The 21,398-nt window shown below is 69.9% G+C and carries 14 protein-coding genes and 2 pseudogenes; 9 read left to right on the top strand and 7 right to left on the bottom strand.

What is annotated here, in order from left to right; all coding sequences use genetic code 11:
- Positions 1–18: 18 nt before the first annotated feature.
- The 3 genes from cpt to ABT170_RS26790 all read left to right on the top strand — a co-directional run bounded on the left by cpt (position 19) and on the right by ABT170_RS26790 (position 1,398).
- A complete protein-coding gene (gene cpt / locus ABT170_RS26800; protein WP_351871483.1) occupies positions 19–549 on the top strand; it encodes a chloramphenicol phosphotransferase CPT in 531 nt (176 codons plus the stop codon).
- An 84-nt stretch (positions 550–633) separates the two neighbouring features.
- Complete coding sequence (locus ABT170_RS26795; RefSeq protein WP_351871633.1) at positions 634–1,065, top strand: helix-turn-helix domain-containing protein; 432 nt, start codon at positions 634–636, stop codon at positions 1,063–1,065.
- Positions 1,066–1,095: 30 nt separating this feature from the next.
- The gene (locus tag ABT170_RS26790) at positions 1,096–1,398 is read left to right on the top strand and encodes a hypothetical protein (protein ID WP_351871480.1); all 303 of its coding nucleotides are present in this window, start codon (positions 1,096–1,098) and stop codon (positions 1,396–1,398) included.
- A gap of 878 nt (positions 1,399–2,276) precedes the next feature.
- Here ABT170_RS26790 and ABT170_RS26785 read toward each other — a convergent pair.
- Positions 2,277–3,284, bottom strand: a complete 1,008-nt coding sequence (locus ABT170_RS26785; protein ID WP_502970572.1) for an RNA polymerase sigma factor — start codon at positions 3,282–3,284, stop codon at positions 2,277–2,279.
- A complete protein-coding gene (gene uvrA, locus ABT170_RS26780; RefSeq protein ID WP_351871477.1) occupies positions 3,281–6,130 on the bottom strand; it encodes an excinuclease ABC subunit UvrA in 2,850 nt (949 codons plus the stop codon). Before uvrA ends, ABT170_RS26785 begins: the two co-directional genes overlap by 4 nt.
- Before the next feature lie 1,840 nt (positions 6,131–7,970).
- Here uvrA and ABT170_RS26775 point away from each other — a divergent pair.
- Positions 7,971–10,364 (top strand): SdrD B-like domain-containing protein, encoded by a 2,394-nt coding sequence (locus tag ABT170_RS26775; protein ID WP_351871631.1) that lies wholly within the window; start codon positions 7,971–7,973, stop codon positions 10,362–10,364.
- A gap of 308 nt (positions 10,365–10,672) precedes the next feature.
- Positions 10,673–11,353 carry a hypothetical protein gene (locus ABT170_RS26770; protein ID WP_351871474.1) on the top strand — a complete coding sequence of 227 codons (681 nt, stop codon included), beginning with the start codon at positions 10,673–10,675 and terminating at the stop codon, positions 11,351–11,353.
- Positions 11,354–11,357: 4 nt separating this feature from the next.
- Here the strand turns inward: ABT170_RS26770 and ABT170_RS26765 are convergent, their stop codons facing one another.
- Positions 11,358–12,707 (bottom strand): right-handed parallel beta-helix repeat-containing protein, encoded by a 1,350-nt coding sequence (locus ABT170_RS26765; protein ID WP_351871472.1) that lies wholly within the window; start codon positions 12,705–12,707, stop codon positions 11,358–11,360.
- Positions 12,708–12,794: 87 nt separating this feature from the next.
- Here ABT170_RS26765 and ABT170_RS26760 point away from each other — a divergent pair, with 87 nt between their 5' ends.
- Complete coding sequence (locus tag ABT170_RS26760; protein ID WP_351871469.1) at positions 12,795–13,952, top strand: Dyp-type peroxidase; 1,158 nt, start codon at positions 12,795–12,797, stop codon at positions 13,950–13,952.
- Between the two features lie 480 nt (positions 13,953–14,432).
- Here ABT170_RS26760 and ABT170_RS26755 read toward each other — a convergent pair whose 3' ends face one another.
- Positions 14,433–14,837 carry a type II toxin-antitoxin system PemK/MazF family toxin gene (locus ABT170_RS26755; protein WP_351871466.1) on the bottom strand — a complete coding sequence of 135 codons (405 nt, stop codon included), beginning with the start codon at positions 14,835–14,837 and terminating at the stop codon, positions 14,433–14,435.
- A 166-nt stretch (positions 14,838–15,003) separates the two neighbouring features.
- Here ABT170_RS26755 and ABT170_RS26750 point away from each other — a divergent pair.
- The 3 genes and pseudogenes from ABT170_RS26750 to ABT170_RS26735 all read left to right on the top strand — a co-directional run.
- Positions 15,004–15,574 (top strand): annotated as a pseudogene (locus ABT170_RS26750) (IS701 family transposase); the annotation flags it as partial.
- Positions 15,575–15,576: 2 nt separating this feature from the next.
- A pseudogene (locus ABT170_RS26740) lies at positions 15,577–15,786 on the top strand (hypothetical protein); the annotation flags it as partial.
- A gap of 53 nt (positions 15,787–15,839) precedes the next feature.
- Positions 15,840–16,334 carry a GNAT family N-acetyltransferase gene (locus tag ABT170_RS26735; RefSeq protein WP_329940589.1) on the top strand — a complete coding sequence of 165 codons (495 nt, stop codon included), beginning with the start codon at positions 15,840–15,842 and terminating at the stop codon, positions 16,332–16,334.
- Between the two features lie 904 nt (positions 16,335–17,238).
- Here ABT170_RS26735 and ABT170_RS26730 read toward each other — a convergent pair.
- The 3 genes from ABT170_RS26730 to ABT170_RS26720 are packed head-to-tail and all read right to left on the bottom strand — an operon-like array spanning position 17,239 to position 21,397.
- On the bottom strand, positions 17,239–18,549 hold the full coding sequence (locus tag ABT170_RS26730) for an Ig-like domain-containing protein (protein WP_351871463.1): 1,311 nt from the start codon (positions 18,547–18,549) through the stop codon (positions 17,239–17,241).
- 47 nt (positions 18,550–18,596) lie between these two features.
- Entirely contained in the window at positions 18,597–19,676 is a 1,080-nt protein-coding gene (locus ABT170_RS26725) for a WD40 repeat domain-containing protein (protein WP_351871460.1), read from the bottom strand.
- Positions 19,673–21,397 carry a hypothetical protein gene (locus ABT170_RS26720; RefSeq protein WP_351871457.1) on the bottom strand — a complete coding sequence of 575 codons (1,725 nt, stop codon included), beginning with the start codon at positions 21,395–21,397 and terminating at the stop codon, positions 19,673–19,675. Before ABT170_RS26720 ends, ABT170_RS26725 begins: the two co-directional genes overlap by 4 nt.
- Between the last annotated feature and the right edge of the window lies 1 nt (position 21,398).

The raw sequence follows: 21,398 nt of genomic DNA, 5'->3' as shown, positions 1-21,398 counted from the left end.
TTCTACTGTGGCGCGGTGATGACTGAGGTGATCGTTCTCAACGGTGGTTCCAGCTCGGGGAAGTCCGGGATCGCCCGGTGTCTGCAGGCCGTCTTGCAGGATCCGTGGCTGGCTCTCGGGACCGACACGCTGGTCGACGCGATGCCCGCGTCCATGCAGGCGTCGGATGCGGGCATCGAGTTCGCTCCGGACGGAGAGGTGATCGTCGGTCCGGAGTTTCGGGCGCTGGAAGCGGCATGGATCGAGGGGGTCGCCGCGATGGCCCGTGCCGGTGCCCGGGTCATCGTCGATGAGGTCTTCCTCGGCGGGGCGGACTCGCAGCAACGGTGGCAGGAGGCTCTGCGTGACCTGCGGGTGCTGTGGGTCGGCGTCCGGTGTGACAGCGCGGTGGCCGCAGGCCGCGAGATCGCACGAGGCGATCGGGTCATCGGGATGGCCGCCTCCCAGGCCGAAGTGGTCCACCAGGGCGTGACGTATGACCTGGAGGTGGACACCACGCACACCGAGTCGATGGAGTGCGCACGGGCCATCGCAGCGCGGGCCAGGTGATCGACGGCCTGGCCGGCTGCCGCTGTGACCGCGGCAACGTGATGGTCAGGCTGCTGCGCCGCCACCGGGAAGCTCGCCTCCCACCTGCGCGAAGCACGCATGAAGACCGGACTCACCCGCACCGATACAGCCCAGCGGATCGGCTGCTTCGAGTCCACGGTCCAGCGTGCCGAAGCCGGCACAGTAGGTCCGCGTCCGCCGACTTCGACACCGACAGGGGTGGGTACAACGCCCAGCTCACGTCCTTCGACGGCTCGGAGACCTCGTCGACTCCTCGCCGACCGCAGTGGTGAGCAGCTGCAAGAGCACCGGGGGAATGAGTCCGGAGCCGAACGTCGCTGGGGACGGCTGCTCGCGCACCTGTACACGTGCGGCTCGTGCCGGGCGCGGGCCGTGTCCATGTCGGGAACGGCCGGGAGCAGCAGGGGCTCGGGGTGGGGCCGGTCGCCGTTTGCCCTCACCGGTCTTGCCGGCGGCCCGGTGAATTCGGTCGGGACTGGTCAGCGGTCTGAGTAGCCTCGTCCTGTGGTGGATGAAGGGGAGTACGTGCGGTATCGGGAAGACTCGAAGGTGCTGGCCGTGATCGGGGAGCATGTCGATGCGCAGGTCGGCCGTGTCACGGTGCGACTGCCCGGGGCTGTGGCCGAGGCCGCGGTGGGCGCCTGGGAGCGTGACGAGTTGGGTGACGTCGGGGAGGAGACCCATGAGCAGTATGTGCTGCGGGATCAGGCTGGTGATCTGGCACTGATCGGTCTGGTGATCTCGGAGCGTGGCCGCTGGGAGGGTGAGGAGGTCGTGATCGACCTGGATGTCGTCCTCGCGGGGGCAGCCCTGCGGGCGTCGCTGTAGTCGGGCCGCGGCGGTCACCACCACCGGGACGATGGCGAAGAGCGGGAAGCCGCCCTGCGGCGTCGGTAGGGGGACGGGTGAATGACGGTGAAGTTCGGCGGGACGGACGGCTGGGTACCGTTCCGCAAGGGCCCGCGCCCTGAGCAGGGTCCCCGCGAAGCCGGCAGCGCGCCGGTCCGGACGAGAAACCCGGGGTGCGGTCCACCGGTGGCGGCGATGCCGCCCGTGGAACCGCCCGGGGAATGTCGACGACCAAGTAGTGAGGGCTGCGCGAGCCCCAGGAACACCGAGCCGCCGTCGGCGAACCCAGGTTCCACGACCGTGCGGTGGCCGGCCCAGGAGCAGGAGTGAGATATGCATTGCGTCAACTGTGAACAAGAGACCGAGTATGAACACCAGCCCCCCATGGGCGGCTCACCGGAGATAGGAATGGTGCACGTCAGCAGCGGTAGCCAGGCCTGTTTTCCGGAGCGTGGTCCGGCAAGCCCGCTTGTCAAAGCTCCGGTGCCACCGCACATCCGCCGCTATCTGGAACAGAGACCGTCAATGCCTCCGCCACACCACCCGGATTCCTGAACGAGCAGGACGGGCCCGGTTCGGGGGCTTCCAGTCCAACGGCACCGTGAGTCCGTTTCAGCGGACCGCCCCAGCCGTCGGAGCGTTGTCCGACCCGGACCCGTGACCCTGGCAGGTTCTCTTCGATCTCCCTGGCCGGGCCGCGGCCCGGCCAGGGTTGTGCTGCGGGTAGCGCAGGCGCGAGTCGGCCGGGCCGTTCGGCGGCGTGGCCGATCACCGGTGTGGGAGAACCGGTGCACCGGTTCCCTGCCGCGGTTTGGCTGTCGCGGATCAAGCGGGCCTGGAGCATCAAGCGGCGTGCGTCACGCGTCACTGAGGTAGTCCCGCAGCTCATGGGAGCGTGAGGGGTGCCGGAGCTTGCTCATCGCTTTGCCCTCGATCTGGCGTATACGCTCGCGGGTCACGCCGTAGGTGTTGCCGATCTCCTCCAGGGTCCGCGGGCGACCGCCGAGGAGGCCGAACCGTAGGGAGATGATGCCGGCTTCACGAGGGTTGAGGCCGGCCAGGATGGCCTGCACGGCTTCCTGGAGAAGTCCGAAGGCGACCACTTCCCAGGGGGAGGGCGAGTCGTCGTCCATGATGAGATCACCGAACCCGGTATTGCCGTCGTCGGAAAGACTGAGGTTCAGTGAAACGGGCGCCTTGGTATAGGCGTCGAGTTCGATCAGTTTCTCCATCGGGACCTCCGCCTTGTCGGCCAGTTCCTGCTGGGTGGGCTCGGCCCCGGTGTCGCGGAGGAACTCACGGCGGATCCGCGCCACGCGGTTGATGATTTCCACGGTGTGTACAGGGATGCGGATGGTGCGGCTCTGGTCGGCCAAGGCCCGGGTGACCGCCTGTTTGATCCACCAAGTGGCGTAGGTGGAGAACTTGAAGCCCTTGGCGTAGTCGAACTTCTCCACCGCTTTGATCAGCCCGGTGTTGCCTTCCTGAATGAGGTCGAGAAAGTGGAGTCCTCGTCCGGTGAAGCGTTTGGCGACGGCGACCACCAGACGGAGGTTGGCTTCGGTGAAGTGCTGTCTGGCGCGGTGTCCGTCTGCGGCCAGGAGGCTGAGTTCGCGGTGGTAGTGCGCCTCCGGGCCCGGCTCTTCGACGAGAAGGTGCTCCGCGTACAGTCCGGCTTCGATCCGTTTGGCCAGCTCCACCTCCTGTTCGGCGGTGAGCAGTTTGATCTTGGCAATGAGCCGGAGGTAGTCCTTGACCTGGTCGACGGTGCCGCTGTCCGTGGGAAGAGTGGGTGGAGGCGCTTCGCTCTCGTCGTCCTGGTCCAGCTGGAGGTCCTGCGGGTCCTGCGGGTCCGCGGCGTTCATCGGTTCCCCACCATGTGCTTGAGGAACTGCCCGGTGTGTGACCCATGGTGGGCCGCGATCTCCTCCGGGGTGCCTTCGGCGATGACCTCGCCGCCCCGGTGTCCGCCTTCCGGCCCCATGTCGATCACGTGGTCGGCTGACTTGATCACGTCGAGGTTGTGCTCGATGACGACGACCGTGTTGCCGCCGTCGACGAGGCGTTGCAGGGCAGTCAGCAGCCGGTCAACGTCGGCGACATGCAGGCCGGTGGTGGGTTCGTCCAGTACGTAGAGGGTTCGGCCGCGGCTACGGCGTTGGAGTTCGGCGGCGAGCTTGACGCGCTGCGCCTCGCCTCCGGACAGGGTGGTGGCCGCCTGGCCGAGCTTGACGTAGCCGAGCCCGACGTCGTCCAGGGCCCGTAGGTGGCGGGAGATGATCTGGTGGCCGTCGAAGAACTCCAGGCTTTCCGTCACGGTCATCGCGAGGACGTCGGCGATGGACTTGCCCTTGTAGCGGACATCCAGGGTCTCGCGGTTGTACTGGGCGCCTCTGCACACCTCGCACGGCACGTACACGTCCGGCAGGAAGTTCATCTCGATCCTGACGGTGCCGTCGCCGTAGCAGTGTTCGCAGCGTCCGCCCTTGACGTTGAAGGAGAACCGGCCGGGCTGGTAGCCGCGGACTTTTGCCTCCGGGGTCTGGGCGAACAGCTTGCGCAGGTGATCGAAGACGCCCGTGTACGTTGCCGGGTTGGAGCGGGGGCTGCGGCCGATCGGGGTCTGGTCGACCTGGACCACCTTGTCGAGGTGCTCGACCCCGGTGATGGTGCGGTGCCGGCCGGGCACCTTGTACGCATGGTGGATCCGCTGGGCGAGGGCGGTGTGCAGGATGTCGTTGACCAGGGTCGACTTGCCGGAGCCCGAGACGCCGGTGACCACGGTGAACAGGCCGAGCGGGAACGACACCGTCATGTTGCGCAGGTTGTGCTCGCAGGCCCCGTGCACGGTGAGGGCCCGGCCTGCCGTCGGCTTTCGTCGCCGTGCGGGCAGGGGAATGGTCCGACGCCCGGAGAGATAGGCACCGGTGACGGACTCGGGATGCTCGGCGACCTCCTGCACGGTGCCCGAGCAGACGATGCGACCGCCGTGTGTACCGGCGCCGGGGCCGATGTCGACCACCCAGTCGGCGACCCGCAGGGTCTCCTCGTCGTGCTCGACGACGATCACGGTGTTGCCGCGGTCGCGCAGCCGCTTCAGGGTCTCGATGAGCCGCTGGTTGTCGCGCTGGTGCAGCCCTATGGAGGGCTCGTCCAGCACGTACAGTACGCCGGTCAGCCCGGCGCCGATCTGCGTTGCCAGCCGGATCCGCTGTGACTCCCCGCCGGAGAGGGAGGCGGCCGGCCGGTCGAGCGAGAGATAGTCCAAGCCCACGTCGAGCAGGAATCGCAACCGCTCACCGATCTCCGCGAGTACGGCTTCCGCGATCCGCAGCTCACTGCCTGTCAGCTGCAACTCCGCCACGAAGCGGGCGAGTTCACCGAGCGGCAGCGCGGCTGTCTGAGCGATGCTGTGCCCTCCCACGGTGACCGCCAGCACGGCTGGGGCCAGACGGGCGCCTCCGCAGGCCGCACAGGGCACTGCCCGCATGTATCCACCGAAGCGATTAGACGCGCCACCGGACTCGATGCCTTCGGTGAAGCGGCGCACTATGTGCGGGATCACGCCTTCGTAGCGGGCCTGGTACGAACGCTCGCGGCCCAGCCGGTTACGGAAAGAGAGGTGCAGCCGACGGTCCGCCCCGTGCAGCACCATCTCCTGTATCCCGGAGGAGAGCTGGTGCCAGGGAGTGTCGGTGCTGAATCCGGCGTCGGAGGCCAGAGCTTCGAGAAGGCGGGTGAAGTAGTCGGCGCCGCTGGTGTTCGTCCACGGGGCGATGGCACCCTCGGCCAGCGACTTGGTCTCGTCGGGTACGACGAGACCGGGGTCGACTTCCATGGCCGAACCGATGCCCGTACACGCAGGGCAGGCGCCCCAAGGGGCGTTGAAGGAGAACAACCTCGGCTCCAGCGACTCCAAGCCGATGTCATGGGAGCGTGGGCAGGCCATCGCCTCGGAGAAGACCAGCTCGCGCCCGGCCGAGCCGGGCTCCCGGTCCATGAACTCGACCCTCAGGACACCGCCACCGACTCCCAGTGCGGTTTCCACTGACTCCGTCAGCCGCTGCCGGATGTCCCGCTTGACGGCCAGCCTGTCCACGACTACGTCGATGGAGTGCTTCTTGCGCTGATCGAGCGCGGGCGGGGTGGCCAGCGCGAGGACCGTCCCGTCCACCCGCACCCGGCTGAATCCGTCAGCGGACAGTTGACGGAAGACCTCGGCATGCTCGCCCTTTCGGTCACGGACGACCGGGGCCAGCACCTGGAAACGGGTCCCTTCGTCCTCGTCCAGCAGCAGGTCGACGATGCGCTGCGGTGTCTGCCTGCTGACTGGTTCACCGCACTCGGGGCAATGGGGGCGGCCGATGCGGGCGTACAGCAACCGCAGGTGGTCGTAGACCTCGGTGATGGTGCCGACCGTGGAGCGCGGGTTGCGACTCGACGTCTTCTGATCGATGGCGATCGCCGGGGACAGCCCCTCGACGGCATCGACGTCGGGCTTCTCGAGCTGCCCGAGAAACTGGCGCGCATATGCGGAGAGGGATTCGACATAACGACGCTGACCCTCGGCGAATATGGTATCGAACGCCAGACTTGACTTTCCTGACCCGGACACGCCCGTAAACACGATCAGCGCGTCCCGCGGCAGTTCCACGGACACGTCACGGAGATTATGCTGCCGCGCGCCCTTGACGACAAGCAGATTTCTCACTTTGTCAACCCCGGGTGTTGAGAGTTAGTCAGATTCCACCGTAACACCACAACATTGCTGGCCAGGGCGGCTGCTCGGCAGATTCTCGCTGTGGGGGATATCGCACTTGACAGTGAGTCCAGCGATGTGGGCAGAGAATTATGCGGCCAGTCGGAAGGCTGAGGGAATGGCCCGGTGTGCACTATTGACTTCAAGGTGATCCCGTGGGCAACAACAAGGCGTCAGGCGATGGTGCCGACGGCCACGGATCATTGGATGGTGTGGGGAAATCCTGCTCGCAGTCGTGATTCGACGGGGTGATTCATGACAGCTGAGCCGCGACCTCGGGCGAACGGAGCGGGTGCGGCGACAGGGCGCGGGCGTGAGAGCGCGGCGGTCTCGGGCGGGGACGGCATGTCGCTGGGCAAGATCGAGCACGCCATCGACGCGTCGTGCCACGAGCGCTACCGGTGGAGCCCGGCCGGGAGGGGCTGCATCCCGAAGGGGCGGGCCGGCACAAGGGCTGCGGCCGGCATGGGGCGGAGTACGTGGAAAGTCCCGCGATACGGGCGCTGGGCCCGTCCACGGACGACGGGGCGGCCGAGACGTACGCCGATGGGCCGCTCGCCGAGAGCCCTTCAACGACCTCCGGCTGCGGGCGAAAGCGGCCACGGCCGCGCCGGTGTGGTGTCCGGGGTGAACGCGAAGTGGGCCGAGCGCGCTCAGGGGCCGGATCAAGTTTCCGCGCGCAGCTCTTGATGGATCCCGGTCAGCTCGACAGCTATCGCACCGGAACAGTCGTAGGCGTATGCCCACGGATCGAGGGAGAGACGACCGGTGCGCGGGTATCCGTACGCGGCCGTCCACAGCCCGATCGCGAAGCGTGCCGAGTGCTGACGCAGCGGACGGCGATCCTCTCGTACCGGACGGCGATCCTTTCGTACCGGGCGGCGACGCTTCTGGCCTGCTTCACCAGGCCGATCCCGCATACGGCCTTGTGCCTGCGCGTGCGTGCTCCGTGGTCGAAACCGGGTGGCCGGCCGCCGGGCCCGACGGCGACGGTGTCCGCCATGGTCCCGTTCCCCGGGGTGGTGTGCGGGATCCGCCGTCGCCCGGAAGCATCGCGGATCGCCCGGGACGAGTACGCCCGCTCGGCCCGGACGCGGGCGGGCCGGGTGCGCGGGCTCCTGCCCGGATCCGCATATCGGTCAACACGCCACGTCAATCGTGCGGCAGGCGAACCGGACCGATCCCGACTGCTCAACTCCTCTGTACGACGACTGCGCCCCGGACGCGTCATCCGGACGGCAGGGACCCGGCGGGAACAGATTCGGCCATCGCTTGCCTGTCGCACGTTCTTCCGGTCGCCATTCTCCGGGCGCTCGGAGACTATCGCCGATCCCGAGGAATGCGAGGGGTTTCGGTGTGGCGGCGGGACTTCAGGGGATAGGATATCGCGCGCTGCTCGCGATAGCGGTCGGTGAGGTCGGGGTGGGGGCGAAGGCGCCGTGATTGAGCTGCGAAAACACGCAACCCGGGGCGGTCCTGCCCGAGCTGGTGAACGCGCGTTCGCCTTTTCCTGGCCCGACGCGCTTACCGCTCACCCACAATGATCACCACAAAGCGGTCCGCACAACAGCGGTGGGCCCTTTTCCTTCCGTGACGTTCGTGACCGGAGTCCGCGCCTGGGGTCACGAAGTGGACGTGCAGCGAGAAGCGGGTGCTTCGTTTTCACGACAAGAGAAATGTGGAGTGTGATGCCATGAACCGACTCGGCAGAGACTCGCGCCGGTTAGCCAGGGGGCTTGTGGAGCCAACGGCGCGCATCGCGATATCCGTTCTTCTGCTGGCGGGCGGCGCCGTGGGAGCGACGGCTGGACCGGCCGCCGCTTCGACCGCCGACGGCACGCTGACAGTTGAGGTGCTGCGCGACTTCTTCGGCACCGGCGTGATCAACGCGACGATGGATGTGCCGCAGCGGGGCATGAAGGTGGAGATCTCCGACCCCGCCGGACACGTGGTCACCGGCGTCACGGATGCCACAGGAAAGGTCGTGGTGTCGCCCTCGACCGTGTTGAGCGGTGGCCAGTACCGCGTCGACGTCAGCATCCCGGCGCCGTACAGCGACTATCTGCAGGCGGCGCCCGCATCGACGGCGGGGGACCACTTCGACAGCTTCACGTCGTTCGTGGATGTGTCGGGCGGAAAGAACGCCTCGGTGGTGACGGCGGTGTGGGATCCGGCCGACTACGCGCTGCCGGAATCGCGATACTTCGTGCCGATCCACAACGGCGCCAACGGGACCGACGACCGGGCGTTGGTGGCGTTCGGGACGAAGACCCGGGGCACGTGTCCCGGCGATGTGGAGTGCCCGGCCACGCTGGCCACGCAGGACCAGGTGGGCACGACGTTCGGGTTGGCCTACGACAAGTACCGCACCCGACTGTTCCAGAGCGCGTTCGCCCGCCGGTACGCCCCGTACGGGCCGCAGGGCGGCGGTGCGATCTACACCGTGCCGGTCAACGGCTCGGGTGCGCCGGAGCTGTTCGCCCAGGTGCCGGACGCCGCGGTGACGCGGCACGACACCGCCAACATGATCAAGGATCCCGGGTTCACCGACGCGCCGGGCAAGGAGAGCATCGGTGGCCTGGCCCTGTCGGAGGACGGCTCCACGCTGTACGCGGTGAACCTGCGTACCCGTGACTTGGTGAGCTTCGACGCGACAGCGGCCACCGCCGCGGCGCCCAAGTCGACGGTCCCGATCCCGGACCCGGGGTGCGCGAGCCCCGACGACTGGCGGCCGTTCGGTCTCCAGGTCCACAACAACACGCTGTACGTCGGCGGCGTGTGCAGTGCGGAGAGCACACAGCAGCGCGCGGATCTGAAAGCCTTCGTCTCCACCTACGACGGCAAGCGGTTCACCACGGTGCTGAGCCGTCCGCTCACGGACGTACGCGGCAGCGTCTTCGGTTCCGGCGACAAGGCCACCCACTGGAACCCCTGGAACACCAGCCTGGACACGTGGGACGACCGGAAGGCGGGCAACGTCTTCATCGATCCGCAGCCGGAGCTGGCCTCCCTCGCCTTCGCCCGGGACGGCTCGATGATCCTTGGTTTCCGCGACCGGTTCATGGACGTGCTCAGCTGGGGAGGGCTGGACCCCCGCCCGGGGAACGACACGGCGGAGAACGGCATGTCCGGTGGTGACATCACCATGGTCTGCGCCACTCCCACCGGTGAATACCAGTGGGAAGGCACCGGGAGCTGCCCCAACCACGCGACCCCCGCCAACAGTGGCGGCCAGGCCGCCGATGTCGTCGAATACTTCCCGGGCGACTTCTACGCCAACGCGCACCAGGAGACCGCGCTGGGGTCGGTGGCCTATATCCCGCAGCAGCAGTGGGTCGTCAGCACGGAGTTCGACCCGGTCGTCGACGTCGCGGCCTCGGGGACCGGGTACCACGACATCACGTCCGGTCAGGGCCCGGGCAACAACCCGACCGCGAACGGGTTCCAGTTCGTCAGCCGGGAACAAGGCGGGTTCGGCAAGGCCGGCGGGCTCGGTGACATCGCGTACGCGGCGGCGAACGCGCCGATCCAGATCGGCAACGTCGTGTGGTTCGACGGCGACCACAACGGGATTCAGGACCCGGGGCACGTGCTGCTGCCGGGGGCGACGGTCAACCTGCTGGACGCAGACGGCAAACAGGCCGCCACGACCAGGACCAATGCGGACGGTGAGTACTACTTCGGTGGTGTCGGCGCCGCGTACGAGCTCACGCCGGGCGCGAAGTACACGGTGCAGTTCGACGTGTGTACGGCGGACACCAGCCAGGTGCCCGAGCAGCCCCTGGCGAGCGAGCTGAGGTTCACGCTCCCGCGGGCCGGTGCCAACCGTGCGCACGACTCCAATGTGACCCCGCCGACCACCGGACCGTTGTGCAACGGCTACGCGCCTGTCACGGCGCCGGACAAGCCGGGCGGGGTCGATCACACGATCGACGCCGGGGTGTACATCCCGAAGGAAACGCCGACTCCCACACCGACACCGACTCCGACGCCGCCCGCGGCCTCCACGCCGCCGACGTCCGCGCCGCCTGCCAACCACCCGGCCCCGGCCGGTGGAGGCGGGGGTTCGCTGGCGAACACCGGGACGCCCGGTCTGGCGGAGATGATCGGCATCGCCGGTCTGCTGGTGGGTGCGGGCCTGGTCATCGCGTTCGTGACCCGGAACAGTCGCGCCGGGCAACACTGAACGAACCGCACCGACGTGACCTGCCCCTCCGCGCCCCGGACGGCGCGGACGGGCGGATCGCGTCCCGGCCGGTCCAGAAGGGCCGGCCTTGGCGTCGTCCGCCACCGAACTGCCGAGTGCCGCCGCAGGTCCGCGGCGGCCGGACGGCGTGGTGATCGAAAGGATGAATCGGAGTGTCAGCGTCGAACCGCGTGCGGAGCGTGAGAATCCGGCAAGCCCCACCGGGTCGTCCGGCTGGCCGGCGCCGATGGCCGCGGTCGCGCCGGGCCGCGGCCGTCGTCGGTATCGCGGCCGTCGCGGTGGCCGCTGTGGCCGCGTTCCTGGTCGCCGACGGCGGCTCCGGCGACGACGGTCCGCGCCCGCTGACGACGGATGAGGCGAACCGGCTGGCGATCACGCGATTCCGCAACTACCAGGAGCAGGGGCGCGCGGTGACGGTCACCGTGCCGGGCACTGCCGGCGGACTGACCGTCACCGGATCCGTCGACTATCGGCGCAAGGTCGGCTACGGCGTGGTGCACGGCACCGGGCGCGTCAAGTCCAGCGACGGGCTGATCCAGTGGACGCCCACCTCGGTGCGCGTCCGCCCGATGACGGACGCGCCGGCGCACGCACCCGCGTCGCCGCCCCGTTCGGGCTGGTACGACCGTCCGCTGCTGTCGTCCGGCAGTGCGCTGGACACCTCCCTGTCCATCGTGCTCGGTCTCGGCGGCGACCGGCCGGAGAACGCCGAACTGCTGCCGCAGAACGGTGCCGCGTGGTGGGGGCGGGAGCAGGTGGACGGGCGCTGGGCGGACGTCATGACCGGGCCGTCCTCCCCTCACCGCTCCGGTACGGGGGGCAACGTGCGCTACTGGGTCGGCTCCGACGGCACCATGTACCGGGTCCGCGTCAGCGTGGGTTCGCAGCCGGAGCCGGTGGTCATCGATTTCGACACCCACAAGTACGTTCCGGTCGGGCCGGTACCCGGAACCACCCCGACCCGGTAGCTGTTCAGGACGTCCGCACCCGCGCGTTCGCGGCGAGCAGGGACGTCGGCGGCAGCCCGACGCCCTCCGTCCTCGGCAGCGCCGGGACGGGCGGGACAGCGGTGGCGCCCGCGGTTGCGGCGTCGGGGAACTGCGGTTGCGGAGCAGGCGCCGCGACCTCGGTGAACGGGATGCCACCGGGTGCGGTCGGCGCCGTCCATGTGCCGGCCGGCGAGGACGACCCGGCTGGAAGAGGGCAGGCCGCAGTCGTCGCGAGCCGGGCGGGCACGGTGGTGCGCAGATCGTTGCCCCGCAGGCAGTTGCCCCGCCCCCGTGTGGCGGTGGGGAACATCCAGCCGACGTCGACGCCGTTGCCGGTGAACGTGTTGTCCACGATCCGGTTGCCGACCGGAGGCATATCGGCGGTCGCGGTGATCACCAGCCCGGCGTTGCGGTTGCCGGCGATGCGGTTGCGGATGAAGTGGTTGTCGCTGCCGCCGTCGACGCCGGCGCCGATGCCCCACCCGCCGTCGGCCTGCTGCGGGGTGGCCGTCTGCTGGTTGGCGGCGATCAGATTGCCCGCGATGACGGAGCCTTTCTGCGGGAGCAGTTTCTCCTGGTGGTCGGAGGTGGTGGTGAGTCCGACCCGGTTGCCGACCAGGCGGTTGCCGACCACGTACATGTCCTTGCTGGCGTTGGTGCCTTCGTAGCCGACCGCGTTGAGTTCGGCGACGTTGTCCCGCACCACGATGTTGCAGGGCTTGCACTGGCCGACATAGATGCCCGAGTCGGCGCTGCCCGAGGCGTAGGAGTGCTCGATGACACCGTTCTGGGCGGAGAACGCGTAGATGCCGTACAGGCCGTTGCGGGTCGCGGTCACGTGGGAGACCAGGAACGACTTCAGGAAGGTGACGGGCTCGTCGCCGGTGTCGTAGCCGCCGCTTCCCCCCGGCAGGCCGTCGGCCGCCTTCGCCGAACCGGTGACCAGAACCCCGTTCTGCGTGTTGTTCTCCACGGTCAGGTTCTCGACGGCCACCCCGGGCGCCGAGACGACGACGCCGTTCGGCTGCCGCAACCGCCCATCGATGACGACCTTGTCCCGGGACACCCCGCGAAGAGTGATGCGCGCCGTGTCGATCTTCACCGACTCGTGGTACACGCCCCGCGCGACCAGCACCAGATCACCGGGCTGGGCCAAGGACACCGCATCCGAGATCGTCGGGGCATCGGCAGGTACGCGGATCGTCACATGCGCACCGGCCGGGCGCCGGCCCTTGCCCGATCCGCCATCGCCATCGCCATCGCCGCCGCAGCCGGCCACCAGCGTCAGCGTGGCCACTACCGCCGCCCACACGCGAAGAGTTGATCGAGGCATGATCCCAGTCTGGCATGTCGCCCAATTCCACGCCAGAAACGCGAGGTTGACCGGCAGGTGCGACACAGGTGTGGCACTCTGCACCCCATGCGCCGAGCCGATCACCACCCGTCACGCCGCAGGTTCCTCGATGTCACCGGCGCCATGATGGCCGCCGGTCTCACCGCCGGGTGCACATCGGACTCCGCCCGGCCGGGCCGGCACGCCCCCGCCCCAGGGGCCACGCCAGAGGCCGTTCCGGCGACGGGCCGCCATCAGGCAGGCATCACGCACCCTCGGCAGGCCCAGCCCAACCTGCTCGCCGTGGTGGCCGACCTCGGTGCCACCGTTGCTCCCGGCCCGCTACTGGCCGAACTCGGCCAGGCCATCCGCACACTCACGGCGGGGACCGACACGCGGCTGTTGGGCCTGCCGCCGGGCGACCTCACCGTGACCGTCGGCGTGGGCCCCCGACTGGTGCGCACGGCCGGTGCCTCGCTGCCCGGCGCGGCCGAGCTCCCGCGATTCTCCCGCGAGCGGATCGCCCCGCAAGCACGCGGCGGCGATCTGCTGATACAGATCTGCGCCGGCGACGCGCTGCTCTTGCCGGTCGTCGCCTCCGCGCTTCTGGACCAGGCCGGTGACCGCGTCCGCGAACGCTGGCGCCAGTCCGCACGCCGCGGTACGAACGTGTCCGTCGGCAACGGCCTCACCGCGCCACGCAACCCGCTGGGTTTCATCGATGGCATCGTGGGCCCACACACGACCGCCGAACAACGACGCGACCTGTGGCTGGCGGGGCCCCCCGCGGTGGCCGGCGGCACCATTGCCGTACTGCGGCGTATGGAACTCGACCTGCCGCGGTTCGCCGCCCTGTCCGTAGCCGAACAAGAAGCGGTCGTCGGGCGGCGCCGGGCCAGTGGCGTCCCCCTCTCGGGCGGCCCCGCCTCCTCGGGCCCGGAACTCGGAGCCAAGACACCGGACGGGCGCTATCTCGTCCCCACCGACGCCCACGTGCGCAGAGCGCACGCCACCGTGGTCGGGGTCGGGCTCATGCTCCGCCGCTCCTACAGCACGGACGAGCCCGCCCCCGGCCTGCTCTTCATCAGCTTCCAGAACGACCTTCGGACCTTCACCGCCACCCTCACCCACATGGACACCTCCGACGCGCTGCTGCCTTTCACCACCACGACCGCCAGCGCCTCATTCCTGATCCTCCCCGGCTTCGACCGGCAACGCCCGCTTGGTTCCCAGCTGTTCGGCTGACAGCGGCATACCCGTCACCGGACCCGGACCCGGACCCGGAACAGGGACAGCGCCCGTTGGTGTGCGAAACGGCATTTCTCTGGCTGAGGGCGGCTGGTTTCGGCCAATGCCGGCTCCAGGCTTCCCAGGCATCAGTAACACGGGACCATCGGCGTGTTCGCGAAATGTACCTAGGAGTTCGCTGTGGGTGCGCACGGCAAGCCGAGTGCCGGCCCATCACTGGGCAAGCCGCCACCGGGCAACTCGGACGGGCAGGTTCCGCCATCTCCGCCGCACAACCGGCGCAGGCAGTAACGGATGGCGCCGGCCGACGCCCGAGCCGCGTCGACGAGCTCATCCCGATTAGGACCCAAGCTGTCGTATTGCTCCAGCCGTAGATCGTGATCTCGGTGGTGAGGGGCGCCGAGGCGGCAGGTGGCCGACGTCGATCATCTCGCCCGAGATCGCCCACGCCGTCGTGGGCGTCGGCTCGTTCTCCGTCTACCCGAGTTCACCGAGACGGAGGGCATCCCTGATCTCGCTGAGCTTCGCGGTCGTGGCCGGGGTCCGATCCTGCGCTTGTTCAGCGAGTCGGAGGGCGCCGTCAATCTCGTTGAGCTTCACGGCGGACAGGACGGCCGCCCGCTCCATCAGGTCGTCCCGGGACACAGTGGTCAGCCATGTGCACGGGGTGAAGCCAGGACGCGGGAACGCGAGCCGCAGCACGCCTTCGAACGGCAGTCCTTCACCGGCGCCGACCGCCACTTCGATGCCCAGACCGCTGATGTCGACGCCCGCCGGAGCGACGACCTGCATCACCCGGATCCCGGACGTGTCGTCTCCCGACAGCAGTACGACCAACCTCCGCTCGTCGAACTGGACCCACCAGACCTCGCCACGTTGCACAAGTCCTCCAGACACATGACGGCAGGCAGACGCTGCGCGACCCTGACGCGCTGTGGAGACGGGTGCGGCCACCGTTGATCATCGGTGTGCGAAGACTGAAGATCATGCGGTGGCCGCAGGTCACAGCGTAGAGCCTGCCCGCTGGCAGGAGGCGTTCGAGGGCGTCATGGCCCGGATCGCGGGCCGGTTCGCACGGGTCGAACCCCGACGTCGGGTCTAGCTGTTGGTGCTCGCCTGCTGTCGGACCTGCCGCGCAAGGACTGCTGGACGATCGCAGAGCGGGCCGGAGAGAGCACCCCGGACGGCATGCAGCACCTGCTCGGGCGGGCCGAGTGGGACGCCGACCAGGTCCGCGATGACGTGCGGGCCTACGTGGTGATGCATCTGAGGGACAACCAGGCGGTGCTGGTGGTCGACGAGACCGGCGACGTGAAGAAGGGCACACCGACACCGTCGGTGCCCGGCGCCAGTACACCGGCACCGCGGGCAGGATCGAGAACGCGCGGGTCGCCGTCCATCCCGTCCACGCCGGCCGCCGCGGACACGCTGCGGTAGACCGGGAACTGTACGTTCCGCGTTCCTGGACCGCGGACCGCGGACCGCGGACCGCGACCGTTGCCGGGCCGCCGGACCCGGTGACAAGACCGAAATCCGCGACCAAACCGCAGCTTGCCGCCCGCACGGTCACCCGATTCCTGGACGCCCGACACCGGGCCGCCTGGCTCGCGGGAGACGAGGGCGCACCGCGAAGCTCCGCCGGCGCATCGAGAACGACCACCGCGAGACGGAACAGGCCCTGGGCCCGGCCCACTTCGAAGGCCGGACCTGGCCAGGCCGGCACCACCACGTCACCCTCGTCCCGGTCGCCCACGCCTTCTGCACCGTCCGCGCGGCCTGGATCCGCGGGCTGTGTGTCCAGGTCGTAGACACGATAAGGTCCGCTCGATAGTTCGAAGCCTTCCGGTCCGCCGGAAGGCTTCTCGCGTTCTTGAGGAGGATCAGATGGCAGACGTTGTTGTCCGCAGAGCTGGCGCCGAGGACCGCGGTGTCCTGGAACGACTCTGGCCGCTTTTCCTGCACGACCTGTCGGAGTTCTGGGGCGTCCTGCCGAACCCGGACGGGACATACCGCCGCGAGTGGCTGGAGTCGGCGATCGGCGATCCCACCTGGTCGGCCTATCTCGTATGGTCTGGTGACCGGCCGGTCGGCTTTGCGTTCGTGCGCGCGCTGGACAGCGATGCGCGCGTGCTGAACAGCTTCTTCGTGGTGCGTGGGGCACGCCGGTCGGGCCTCGGGTTGCGAGCGGTGCAGGCCGTCCTGGCCGCGCACCCTGGCCGATGGGAGATCGCTTTTCAGGAGGAGAACGCGGGCGCGGCACGCTTCTGGCGTCGCGTCGCTTCCGAAGTCGCGGGCGATGCCTGGACCGAGGAGTGGCGGCCGGTGCCCGGGAAGCCCGAGCTGCCGGGGAACACATGGGTCGCCTTCGATGCGTGGTAGTCCTCCTTCGCGTTGGTCCGTGAAGGAGTGCGGGTCGGGCCGGCCGGTCACCGAGGCAGAGGTGGCCGGCACAGTCCATGCAGTCTTCGGGGCTGCCGATAGGTGGGCCGGTGGGCAGGAGGCTGTCCTCGTGGCGGGTATGCCGGATGTCGCCCACTGCTACTGAAGGGCACCACCGAAAGTGAGGAACGCAAGGCCACCGCAGTCGTCACCAACTCACCGTTCCAGCGCTCGTGGGCCCGCACCGGAGGTCCGGACCCACCACACGGACACCGGCACTCCGCTCACCGCACAACTGGTCCTTCGTCCGGGCTGAATCCCGGCCTTCCCCGAACCGGGCCTCGTGTGCCATGGCTGGCCAGGTGGATGCACACGTGCGTGAGCGTCCACCTGGTGCCAGGGCGGGCGCGGCTCAGCGAACCGGAGCACTCTTGCAACTGCCCCCGATCGCCCCGTGGCCGGCCACCGGCCCGGCGTGTGTCAGGAGTGCGGGGAGGAGTCAGGGCTCGCGGTCGGGCATGATCGTCACTTGGTGCTTCACCAGTTCCGCTGTGAGGGCCACGAGGTCTTCCGGTGCCAGGGGAGATGCTGTCCTGCCGGGTTCGGGGTCGATGCCGTTGTCGAGCCAGAAGCCTTCGTGTCCGCCGGGCGTGATGAGGGTGAGCAGCCTGCCGGGCAGGGCGCCGGTGTTGGTGAAGCCGTGCCGGTTTCCGCGGGGGGCGAAGAGGAGGTCGCCGGGGCCGGCCTTGATGGTCTCGTCGCCGTTGACGAAGTCGCTCGGCGGCGCGGCCCATGCTCGGAATACGGGCCGTACCTGCCGATCAGACGGAAACGTGTCTCCGGGCCTGCTCGGACAGCGGACCCCGCCCTGCTGTTGTCCGCCCCGGTCCTGCCCTGTCGCTCCTCAGGGTGTGCGCGCGCCTTCGCGGACGTGCAGCGTCGTCGTGCTCGGGCGGTGCGCGTCGTCCCCTTCGTAGGCGACGACGATCTCCTGATCGCCCTTCGGCGCCGTGCGCAGCGTCGCCATGCCCAGCTCGTCCAGGAGGACCGTGCCGAGGGACACCCCGTCCGCGGTGAAGGTGACCCTGCCCCGGGGCGGGGCTCCGCCCGGGACGGCCCGTGCGATGCGGACCGTGAGGGCCGCATATCCAGCGGTCGCGGTCGCGGGGGAGCCCTTCGGGGTCGAGGAGTACGAGCGGGCGCCCGGCGGAGCGACGACGAGGGTGCCGTCGCGCGTGACCCGGAAGCCGCTGCACACGCCGTGCGTGGTCCGTGGCTGGTAGCCGCTCGCGGGAGCGAGTACGGCGGTCAGTTCGCGGGGGTTGTGCGGCAGGGCGTCGAGGGCCGCGAGGCCGACGAGGTCGCTGTCCGCCTCGGCGGCGCCGAGTGCCACGGGGAACCCGCTCACGACGAGGGTGCGTGTGCCGCGCCCGGTCAGGAACGTGTCGCAGGACGGGTCGTAGTCGACGTTCCCGTCGGCGCGGACGGTGTACGAGAAGTCGGCGGGCAGACCGGGTGCGGTGTGGAAGGTGTATCCGGCGGCCGGAAGCATCGTGAGCCGGTGCACGGTGTCCGGGGACAGGAAGGAGCCCATGCCCGCGTCGGGCACGCCGACCGGCAGCAGGCCGTGGGAGAGGGACCGGCCGTCGATCGTGACGGTGCGTCCCTGGATCGTGAGGGTGCTTCCGGTAGCCTCGGCGACACCGGCTTCCGCGGCCTTCAGGGCGAGCCGGACCTCCCCGTCGGGTGCGACGGAGAAGGCGAGGGCGCCGACGGAGGTGCCCGCCTCGACCAGCAGCCGGTAGGTCGCGGAGGGCAGCAGGAGCAACTCGTGGACGCGGTCCGAGGACAGCGGACCGGCGCCCGCCAGCTCAGGCGTGAGCGGGTGGTCCAGAGCTCTGGCATCGATGGTGACCGGCGCCCCTCGCACGGTGAGGCGGTGTCCGCCGCGGCCGTCGAGGAACGCGTCGTGCTCGGGCGCGAAGTCGAGGGTTCCGTCCTCGCGTACGTCGAAGGTGACGGCGGCCGTCGTGCCGTCGCCCAGACGCAGCCGATAGCCCGTGCCCGCGGGTAGCGCCACCTTGGGCGGCGGTACGGCGGCCCCGTCGACGAGGCCGTCCCGGGCGCTGTTCCCGGCCCCGGCCCCGGAGCCGTCCCGGCAGACCGCGACGAGGGGGAACGTCAGCTGTGAGGTGTCGATGGTGATGGAAGGCATCGGCTCTCCCGAGAGGGGGCGAACGGGTCAGGGCATCCGGAAGCCGCTCAGAACGGTGTGGTTCCCTGGATCTCCAGGCGCGGCACGGTCTCGATCCGGGTCAGCGTGCGGGCGGGCCGCAGCGGCACACCGGTGATCCGCTCCCACCGCAGGATCCGCCGGTCCCAGCCGCCCGTCAGGAGCTCGGCCCCGTCCCGTGTCGTCGTCATGGACCAGATGGCGGTCGCGTGCGCGGGCAGCGCCGCACCGATACGCTGCCCGGTCCGGTCCCAGCGGTGCAGAGTGCCGTTCGAGCAGGCCGCCGTGATCTCGCCGTCCCTCGTGAGCAGCACGCACCGCACCGGCGCCCCCGCCATGAGCGGCGCCCCGGTGGGCCGGTCCGCACCGCGGTCCCACCGGCGCACCGTGCCGTCCAGGCCGCCGGAGGCGAACTCCTGTCCCTCGGGGCCGATCGCGAGCGACTGCACCGGACCGTCGTGTCCGCGCAGCGGCTCGCCGAGCGGCGTGCCGGCCGTGCGGTTCCAGCGCCGTACGGTGCCGTCCTGGCCGGCCGTGACGATCAGGTCGTCGTCGGGGGTGAGGGCCACCGCTCGCACCGCGCCGAAGGGTCCGCGCAGTGGTTCGCCGAGCGGGCTCCAGGTCGTCCGCTCCCAGCGGCGGACCGTGCCGTCCCGGGAAGCGGTCACCAGTTCGTTGCCGTCGCGGGTGCGGGCCAGGCCGAGGACCGGTGCCGCATGGGCGGCGAAGCGTTCGGCGAAGGCCGTACCGGTCGGCCGGTCCCAGCGCCCCAGCGTGCCGTCGGCGCCCCCGGTGACGACCTCCAGGTCATCGGGCGTCAGCACCATCGCCCAGATGGTCCGCTTGGCGTGCAGAGCGAACGGACCGGCCAGTTGCAGCCCGGTCAGCCTCTCCCAGCGGAACATCCTTCCGTAACAGTCCGTGCCGACGATCTCCGCGTCGTCGGAGGTCAGGGCGATCACCGACACATCCGTGCGGATGTCGAACCCGGACCCGTCGATCCGGGACGCCTCGGTCCCGAACCGCGTGGTCCCGAGCGTCTCGGTACCCGCGGCCTCGGTGCGGATCCGTCCCAGCCGGGGGAGCGGGCTGCCCCGCCCCGCGTTCACCGCTGCTCCTTCGGCGGTACGGCTCCGTCGAACGCGAGGGCGCTGGAGGCCTCGCCCCTCCCGGCACGCACACGGCGGCCCACCCACTGGAAGACCCGGCCGTCCTCACCGCGTGCCACCACCGGCACACGGGTGACGGTCACTCCCGACCGGGGGATCTCCTCGTCGCGGAAGGACACCCGCTTCACCTCCGGCTCCAGGATCCGTCCGGCCGCCTTGACCTGCGGCAGCCTCGTACCGTTCGCCGCGAAGCGGGGAATCTGCCCGCGTCGCAGACAGACGGCGGCCGATCCCGCATCGAGGGGCACCGGCACGAGCGGGATCCAGTGCGCCGGCACGGGGGTGAGCAGTCGGTAGGCGAGCGCCGCCGGATCGGTCGGTGGCACCTGCGGATCCGTGTCCGACGGCTCGTCGGCGCGTACCCGCGGCCTGCCGGTGGCACTCTGCACGACCTGTTCGATCGCGAAGCCCAGGTTGGCCATCTCGTCGCGGGCGAACAGCACCTCCTCGACGGCCGTGCCCTCCAGTCGGGCCGAAGCGGTCGGCAACAGCGGCAGCAACGGCGGCCCGGCCCTGCCGTCCCGGGCGTTCGTCAGCCGGAACACCGACCAGGCGTCGTGCTCGGCCGGTCCGACCACCGTGGTGTCCTCGAAGGTGTCGACGACAGTGAGCCCGGAGATCCGGTGGAGCGCGCTCGTGGCCAGTTCCAGGGGGATCATCCAGTGGTCGTTGCCGTAGATGTTCGCGAACTCGACGACGAGGAGCCGGGCCAGGTCCGGCACCCCCGCCCCGACGGCGGGCAGATTGACCCGCGCGTCCTCGAACTCCCACCAGCGGTCCGCCGGCATGCCCGGATACGTGACCCGCGTGGGCAGTACGCCCTTCGCCGTGCCACCGGTCGGCGCGGGCAGCGGGGTCGTACCGGTGTCGAGGTCGAAGTGGTACGCGTCGGCGGCGCCCCCGGTGAACTCGGGTGCCGTCAGTGTCACCGCCCGCCCGCCCGGCTCGGCCGTGACGGCGAACCGGTGCTCAAGCCGCTCCCGGGCCCAACTCGACGTCACCGGTGCCCCGTACCGATCGGTGAACCACTCCAGCCACAGTTCCGCTGCCTTGTCGAACGCGGTCTGCTGCGCTCCGGAGAGCCCCGGAGGCCGCCAGCCGTCGTCCAGGTGCCCGGCGAGCGCGACCCCGTCGGGCACCCTGCCCGCGAGCACCGCGCGCAACGCCCGCCCGCCGGGGTCGCGCCGGAGCGGGTCCTCCTCCGGTTGCGCGGGCGGCCGGGGCAGCGGCGCCTTCGCCAGCACCGCGGCGTCGATCTGCTCCAGGACGGTGTCCGACAGGCTCTGGGTGCGCAGCGTGTCGAGGAAGCGCCGCCCGGCCCGGGCCAAGGCCCGCAGGGGCAGCGCCTTCGCGGTCTCACCGGGCGCGCCCCCCGCCTCCGCGAGGAACTCCAGCGGAACCCCCTTCGGCAGAGGGATCTCCGCCCCTCCACCCGCCGGGCGGAACGCGCCGAGCGGAGTGCTCTCGGTGGCGATCTCGCACCACACCGGCGAGCCGCCGTCCTCGCCCGCGAACTCCGCCAGCTGCCACTGCCGGGCGAGCATGAACAACGGGTCGGCCACCCGGGCGGCCAGCGACTCGTCGAGCTGCCCACCGGTGCCGCTCGGCCGTACCACCGGCTCCAGGCGGTGGTACTGGTTGAAGGAAATGACGTCGAACATC

Origin of the sequence: Streptomyces sp. NPDC001787 (assembly GCF_040297465.1) — a bacterium.
In the GTDB taxonomy this organism is placed as follows: domain Bacteria; phylum Actinomycetota; class Actinomycetes; order Streptomycetales; family Streptomycetaceae; genus Streptomyces.
The sequence above is the reverse complement of the archived record's forward strand: the minus strand, read 5'-3'. Positions and strand labels throughout refer to the sequence as shown.

What these genes read in the sequence shown, in the direction of transcription:
- cpt (WP_351871483.1), top strand. Translation starts at nt 19, where the DNA reads ATGACTGAGGTGATCGTTCTCAACGGTGGTTCCAGCTCGGGGAAGTCC.
- ABT170_RS26785 (WP_502970572.1), bottom strand. Translation starts at nt 3,284, where the DNA reads ATGAACGCCGCGGACCCGCAGGACCCGCAGGACCTCCAGCTGGACCAG.
- ABT170_RS26765 (WP_351871472.1), bottom strand. Translation starts at nt 12,707, where the DNA reads ATGCCTCGATCAACTCTTCGCGTGTGGGCGGCGGTAGTGGCCACGCTG.
- ABT170_RS26760 (WP_351871469.1), top strand. Translation starts at nt 12,795, where the DNA reads ATGCGCCGAGCCGATCACCACCCGTCACGCCGCAGGTTCCTCGATGTC.
- ABT170_RS26735 (WP_329940589.1), top strand. Translation starts at nt 15,840, where the DNA reads ATGGCAGACGTTGTTGTCCGCAGAGCTGGCGCCGAGGACCGCGGTGTC.
- ABT170_RS26730 (WP_351871463.1), bottom strand. Translation starts at nt 18,549, where the DNA reads ATGCCTTCCATCACCATCGACACCTCACAGCTGACGTTCCCCCTCGTC.
- ABT170_RS26720 (WP_351871457.1), bottom strand. Translation starts at nt 21,397, where the DNA reads ATGTTCGACGTCATTTCCTTCAACCAGTACCACCGCCTGGAGCCGGTG.